7 protein-coding genes are annotated in these 6,729 nt (G+C 69.2%); 4 read left to right on the top strand and 3 right to left on the bottom strand.

Annotation, left to right across the window (positions count from 1 at the left end):
• Positions 1-9 precede the first annotated feature (9 nt).
• A complete protein-coding gene (locus tag AB0J09_RS51940; protein WP_360709192.1) occupies positions 10-174 on the top strand; it encodes a UBP-type zinc finger domain-containing protein in 165 nt (54 codons plus the stop codon).
• Positions 175-200: 26 nt separating this feature from the next.
• On the opposite strand, the gene AB0J09_RS51935 is transcribed toward AB0J09_RS51940, so the two are convergent.
• Positions 201-566, bottom strand: a complete 366-nt coding sequence (locus AB0J09_RS51935; RefSeq protein ID WP_360709189.1) for a hypothetical protein — start codon at positions 564-566, stop codon at positions 201-203.
• Between the two features lie 610 nt (positions 567-1,176).
• Here AB0J09_RS51935 and AB0J09_RS51930 point away from each other — a divergent pair.
• Both AB0J09_RS51930 and AB0J09_RS51925 read left to right on the top strand, forming a co-directional pair.
• A complete protein-coding gene (locus tag AB0J09_RS51930) occupies positions 1,177-1,926 on the top strand; it encodes an NAD(P)H-binding protein (RefSeq protein ID WP_360709186.1) in 750 nt (249 codons plus the stop codon).
• Positions 1,927-1,935: 9 nt separating this feature from the next.
• Positions 1,936-2,340 (top strand): cupin domain-containing protein, encoded by a 405-nt coding sequence (locus AB0J09_RS51925; RefSeq protein ID WP_360709185.1) that lies wholly within the window; start codon positions 1,936-1,938, stop codon positions 2,338-2,340.
• 260 nt (positions 2,341-2,600) lie between these two features.
• Here the strand turns inward: AB0J09_RS51925 and AB0J09_RS51920 are convergent, their stop codons facing one another.
• Both AB0J09_RS51920 and AB0J09_RS51915 read right to left on the bottom strand, forming a co-directional pair.
• A complete protein-coding gene (locus tag AB0J09_RS51920) occupies positions 2,601-4,178 on the bottom strand; it encodes a Na+/H+ antiporter (protein ID WP_360709183.1) in 1,578 nt (525 codons plus the stop codon).
• 66 nt (positions 4,179-4,244) lie between these two features.
• Entirely contained in the window at positions 4,245-5,435 is a 1,191-nt protein-coding gene (locus tag AB0J09_RS51915) for a hypothetical protein (protein ID WP_360709181.1), read from the bottom strand.
• A 232-nt stretch (positions 5,436-5,667) separates the two neighbouring features.
• Here AB0J09_RS51915 and AB0J09_RS51910 point away from each other — a divergent pair.
• On the top strand, positions 5,668-6,729 hold a 1,062-nt coding region (locus AB0J09_RS51910; RefSeq protein ID WP_360709178.1), incomplete at its 3' end, for an ATP-dependent DNA helicase.

The following is a 6,729-nucleotide window of genomic DNA, read 5'->3' as shown; positions in this document are numbered from 1 at the left end:
GGCCGCTGGGTGCACCTGCGGCGCTGCCTGGAGTGCGGCCACATCGGCTGCTGCGACTCCTCGCCGGGCAAGCACGCCACCAAGCACTTCCACGACACGAGCCACCCGGTGATCCAGTCGTTCGAACGCGGCGAGGACTGGCGGTGGTGCTTCGTCGACAGCCAGATGGGCTAGCCCCGTTTTCCGCACATGAGTGATCTTCAGCGGAGGTCTCGTGGATCGATATCAAGGAGGTCCAGGAGATGGAGTTGGAGGTCGGTGGGTTGCGGGATGGTCGGAGGTAACTGGCCGGTGCCCGGGATCAGCCGGATACCAGCCAGCGCGTCAAGGATGAGCTTGCCGGTGGGGATGGCGGGCCGTCCGGCGTACAAGCCGTCGACCTTGGTCGCGCCCCGCTCGGCCGGTGCCTGCCGGACGTGACGTTCGATCAGGCAGAAGATGAGCAGGGCCAGGCAGATGACGGTGATCAGCGCGGCCAGGCGGCGGTTGTTCTTCAGATAGAGGTTGGTGACAGCCAGCGGGCCCTTGAAGGCCTGGTAGCGGCGTTCGACGGCTGTAGTGGGCAAGCACCTGAGCGGCGTCGGCCTGGGCGGGATCGAGGTTGGTCAGCAGGGCGTACCAGCCGTCGGTGGCGGCTTCGGCGTCGATCGCGTGCTGGTCGAAGTGCCAGGCCAGGGTGGGTTTGCCGGTGACCGCCTGGGCGCGGGCCGACGAATGCACGAAGATCCTGCGTAAGGAGCCCACTCCTGGACGTGCACCAGCGGCGCGGGCGAGGTCAGCTGGTTGGCCACCAGCACCTCGATCACCTGGCCGTGGGTCAGCGCCGCGGTATCGCGCACCGGGCAGAGCGCATCCACCACCTCCGGATCCGTAACCGCGAACAGAACCCGGCGACCACCGGCAACGCCCCGAGCATCTTCTCGACACTGGCCTGGCCCCACTGCGCACGCTGTCTCACGAGCCCAGGTCATACCGCGCAGACGATCGGCACAGCAAACCCAAGGATCTTCAATTACCCCGACGTGGGGAAAACGGGGCTAGCGTGGTAGGGGGGTTAACCGCAGTGTGTCTTGTGCCACAAGCACATCCCTTGGTGGTCTGCTGAGACTCCCTGGGATTCGTTCGTTCTCCTCGACGACGGCGATTGGCTCAATTACGTGTGAGATGAGGCTCACCATGCGAATCGCTGTAGCCGGTGCGACCGGCAATATCGGTGCCCGCACTGCCTCGTTCCTTGAGCGCGCGGGGCACGAAGTCATACCCATCAGCCGCTCTCTTGGCGTTGACCTGATTACGGGCCAGGGCTTGGACGCGGCGCTCAAAGGCGTTGACGCGGTGGTCGATGCCATCAGCTCCCCGCCGGTCAGCCCCGACGAGACGCGCGCCTATTTCGGCACCACCACGAGAAATCTTCTCGCCGCCGAGGAGCGCGCGGGGGTGCGACACCACGTACTGCTGTCGATCGTCGGAATCCACCGGATCACAGGCGGCACTGCCCACTACTCGGGCAAGCGCGAGCAAGAGCGCCTGATCGAGGAGGGTCGGGTGCCGTGGACGATCGTGCCCGCCACACAATTTCACGACTTTGGGGCGTTGGCTGCTAGCTGGACAGAGCGCGACGGCGTGGCCACCATCGCCCCGCTACTTGTTCAGCCGATTGCACCCGACGACATAGCTCGGGTCTTGGCCGAGGTCGCGACCGGGGAGCCGCAGGGCCGCCACGTCGATGTCGCCGGCCCTGAGCCGCAAGACCTGGTCGACATGGCCCGCCGCACCAATGACGTTCTCGGGCGCAAGGTGAAGCTGGTTCCGACGTGGTCGGGCCCCCTTGATGAGTCGATGGCCGGCAATGTGCTGCTGCCCGGCGAGAACGCCCGTATCGCCCCGACGACGTTCGACCAGTGGCTGGCGGCTGGCGCGAGATAGGAGGAAACGATGGACCCCTATGAAAAGGTGAAGAACACTCTGACCGAAATTCAGAGCATCACCCCGCCCTTTATACCGGCAGACGCCGAGGTGATGACCGTGCGGGTCGAGTATCCTCCCGGCGATCCCGGCGTGCCGCCGCACCGCCATCCCGGCGGGCCGTGTTTCGGCTACATCCTGGAGGGCGAAATGGTCTTCGAGGTGCAGGGCGAGCCGCCGCGAGTGGTCAAGGCCGGCGAGGCATTCTGGGAGCCCGGCGGGGACGCAATCCACTATCAGGACGCCAACAACCGCACCGACAGCCCGCTGCGCTTTGTCGTGACCATGCTGATGGCTCCCGGCCAGCCGATGCTGGTCTTCCTGGACGACGACGAGCTTCAGCAGAGCGGTTGGGTAAGGCGTTCACCAGCCTGAGGGCGAGGGCGAGAGCCTGCTCGCAGCCCGTGGCTGCGAGCAGGCGAGGTAATGGCGTCCGCGACTCAAGAGAGTCGGACGACGATTTGAACGCGCAAGGCTGTAACCAAACACCACGGAGACGGCGGTTGCCGAGAAAGTAAGCGACGACGAGGACAAGCACGCCGGCCACGCTCACTGATCAGCACCCAGAAATAGGAAAAGACTGATATCGATCCACGAGACCTCCGCTGAAGATCGCTCATGTGCGGAAAACGGGACTAGCGCTCCAGTATCGCCTCTTCGAAGTCGAGCTCGGCCATCACCTCGCGCAGCACCTCGTCGTCGAGGCGGCGCTCGTCGCGCAGACGTACGAAGACCTGCCGCTCGGCCTGGAGCATGTCGCGGCGCAGGCGGCGATAGAGCATGCTGGGTGTCTCCGCGCCGCCCGGCCCGCTGCCGCCGCCCAGGCGCTCCCAGGCGGTCAGTGAGCGGCGCCACGACTTCTCCCTGAGCTGGTCGATGACCTGCTTCTGGATCTCGTCGGGCTCGCCCTGCTCTCGCACCAGCCGGTCGAGCTCCGCCAGGCCCGCCTCCAGCGCGGCCTGCTGGGCCGCCGCCTCGGCCAGGCGGTCCTCGTACTGCTCCCGCTCGCTTGACACGCCCAGCCGCTTGATCAGCGCGGGGAACGTGGTGCCCTGGATGAGCAGGGTGCCGATCACGGTCGTGAACGTCAGGAAGAGCAGCATCGCACGGTCCCGCGCGGGGACCGCCGGATAGATGGCGAACGCCGCCGCCAGCGACACCACGCCCCGCATGCCGGCCCAGCCGAGTATCACCGTCTGCTGCACGGTCGGCCGCGCGTTGCCCTTGCCCAGCAGCTTGGTCAGGTATGACACCGCGAACACCCACACGAACCTGCTGGCGATCGTCACCCCCAGCACGGCGGCCGCGTAACCCGCGACGGCCCACGGGCTGTAGCCGGAGATGCCCTGGACCACGGTCGAGAGCTGCAGCCCGATCAGGGCGAACACGATCGTCTCGAGGAAGAAGTCGGTGACCTTCCACACCGCGTCCGACACCAGCCGCGTCCCGAACCCCTGCAAGTGCATGCGATTGCCCAGGTAGAGGCCCACGATCACCACGGCGATCACGCCGGAGGCGTGCACCGTCTCCGCCGCCAGATAGGCGGCGAACGGGATCAGCAGCATCAGCGTGTTCTCGACCAGCGAGTCGCGCGTGTGCCGGAACAGCCAGGCCAGCGCGAACGCCAGCACCAGCCCGATCGCCACGCCGACCGCCGCGGAGTACAGGAACTGGCCGAGGCTGTGCCACAGGTCCACGGCCCCGCCGACGGCGGCCCCCAGCGCCACCCGGTACGCCGTCAGCGCCGTGGCGTCGTTGAACAGGCTCTCGCCCACCAGGATCGTCAGCGTCCTGCGCGGCAGGCCCAGCCGGCGGCCGACCGCGACGGCGGCGACGGCGTCGGGCGGCGCGATGATGGCGCCCAGCGCGAACGCCAGCGCGAGCGGCAGGGCGGGCAGCAGCAGGTGGACGACCAGCCCGACGACGACTGTGGTGAACAGCACGAGCCCGATCGACAGCAGCGCCACGGCCCGCTTGACTTCACGCAGGCTCAGGTAGGAGCTGTCGAGCGCGGCGGAGTAGAGCAGCGGGGGCAGGAACACGTACAGCACCAGCTCCGGCTGCAGCGGCACCGCCGGCACCAGCGGCGAGACCAGCAGTCCCGCCGCCACCAGCAGCAACGGGGCCGGCCAGCCCCTGTGCCGCGCGACGGCCGCGACGCCGATCGCGCCACCGGCCACCAGCAGCAGTTGCAGGCCCAAGGTCGGATTCACCGGCGCTCCTTCTGCCTCGGCCCGATCGCCTCGCCAGGAGCGTACCTGCCGGCCCTCAGGAGCACGTCACCACTCCCTGCGGTCGCTCCGCTCGTGGTAGTCCGGCTGCTGCTGCTCCGGGCGCAGGCGCTCGCCCGTGGAGAACATGGGGTCCCCGACGTAGGGGCGGGACAACTGCTCCGGCTGCGGGGGCTCCTGCCGCCCCAGGGCCAGCAGCGGGTCCACGGGGTTCGGCTGGCTCTGCTGGTAGGAGGCGTACTCGTCGCGAACGGGCTGGGGCGCGGAGCGGCGCCTGCCCGCGCCCGGGATGCCGTGCATGGGGGTGCCCAGCCCAGCGGCGCCCTGGCTCTGCTGGGGCTGCTGGGGCTGCTGGTACGTGTCAGGCCGCCTGGCGTAGGGGTCCGAGGGGTACGGGTCGCTCGGGAACTGGTCGGCGCGGTGCTGGGACGGCTGGTGGGGAGCGGCCGCCTGAGAGGGGAAGCCGAGCGGGTCGGTGCTCAGCGGCGACTGGCTGCGGTCGCCGGGCATCTGGTAGACGGGCGCGACGTCGGAGTACTGGGGGCCGGTGAAGGGCTCGGGCTGGCCGTGGCCGGAGTACTGGGGCGACTCGACGGTGTACTGGGGGCCGCTGAAGGGGTCGCCGGTGTACCGCTGCTGAGGGGCGGTCGTGTCCACGTATTGCGGCCCGGTGAACGGGCTGCGCTCGCCGTAGGCCGAGGCCTCCCTGCCAGGCTCGCCGTAGACCGGGGTCTCCCTGGCAGGCTCGCCGTAGGCCGGAGCCGCCTCCCTGGGGGGTTCGCCGTAGGCCGGGGGCATGCTGTCCCGCGGCGCCGTGGTCTCGCCGTAGGAGGCCACCAGCTTGTCCTGGTGGGCGCCAGGGGCGCCCCTGGCCACGAGGACGTCGTTGGGCGACAGAGCGGCCGTGGGCCGATCGTCGGGCTGGTGCTGCTGCGGCGGTTGCTGAGCGTGCTGAGGCGGCCGATGGTACTGACCGGTGCCCGGGATGACCTCGGTGCCCGGATCGTGCGCGGGCACGGCGGGCTGCTCGCCCGTGGCCTCGGCAAAGCCCTCGTCGAGCGTGTCGAGCAGGCGGCCGACGTCCTCCATCGGCATGCGGAAGCTCGCTGTGCACATCTCGCCGCGCCAGAGGCTGAGGACCAGTGTGCCCTCATGCCACGTGACACGGAGGCACCGCTCCTGACCTCGTGCATCGAAGAACACTTCGCCGAACGACGGCAACGGGACAACTTCCGACATGGCAGACATACTGCTTTAACCAGCCTTTATCCGTCCACTCAACCCCGGAAAACCCTCTGGAAACCGGACTTCCCACCTACACCGGGAACCCCTCTGGTCACACCGCGTGAAGACCTTCTTCGCCCGGCTGGATTCCCGGTCGCCCAGTGTGCCATGGGAGCCGCCGCGAGCGTCCGGGGAACGCCGGGATGCGTCTGGCCGATCACACCGCGTTCGGCACGGCGACCCCGGAATGCGGGTAGCGTTTACTGCCGTGCCGGACTCCCATCTCCCGTCAGTGGACGAACTGCTCAAGGTCGCGGTAAACGCTCTCGGAGGGAGCGAACGGCAGGGCCAGATCACCATGGTCCAGGCCGTGCAGCAGGCCATCGACGACGAGGAGCATCTGGCGGTCCAGGCCGGCACGGGCACCGGGAAGTCGCTGGCGTACCTCGTGCCGTCGATCCGCCACGCGATGGACAGCGACTCGCCCGTCGTGGTCTCCACGGCCACTATCGCGCTGCAGCGCCAGCTCGTCGACCGCGACCTGCCCCGGCTGGCCGAGGCGCTGGGCAAGGAGCTGCCGCACGAGCCGACGTTCGCGATCCTGAAGGGCCGTCGCAACTACCTGTGCCGCTACAAGGCGACGGCGGGCTGGCCTGAGGAGGACGAGCAGGACCAGCTCTTCGACCCGCGCGAGGTGAGCGCGACCGGCCGCATGGTGCAGCGCATCCAGGAGTGGGCCGAGGAGACCGAGACCGGCGACCGCGACGAGCTGGTGCCGGGGGTGAGCGAGCAGGCGTGGCGGCAGTTCTCGGTGAGCGCGCAGGAGTGCCTGGGAGCCCAGCGCTGCCCGAGCGGCGCCGAGTGCTTCGCCGAGCTGGCCCGCGCCCGGGCGGGCGAAGTGGACGTCGTGGTGACCAACCACGCGCTGATGGCCATCGACGCCATGGGCGACCTGCCGGTGCTGCCGGAGCACGAGGTCGTGGTCGTGGACGAGGCCCACGAGCTGGTCGACCGGGTGACGTCGGTGGTGACCGGCGAGCTGTCGGAGCTGACCGTGTCGCTGGCCGTGCGCCGGGTGGGGCGGCTGATCGAGCAGGCGACCGCCGACCAGCTCCAGGAGGCGGGCGAGGACCTCAAGGCACTGCTGGCCGCCGCGCCGCCCGGGCGCATCGACGAGCTGCCGCAGGTGCTCGGCCTGACGCTGGCGCTGGTGCGCGACACCGCCTGGCGGTGCATCACGGCGCTGGGGCCGCGCGGCGCCGACAAGGACGACCCCGACAAGGCGGGGCAACGCAAGGCCGCGTTCTCG

It is taken from the genome of Nonomuraea sp. NPDC049784 (assembly GCF_040659615.1).
Lineage (GTDB): Bacteria > Actinomycetota > Actinomycetes > Streptosporangiales > Streptosporangiaceae > Nonomuraea.
The sequence above is the reverse complement of the archived record's forward strand: the minus strand, read 5'-3'. Positions and strand labels throughout refer to the sequence as shown.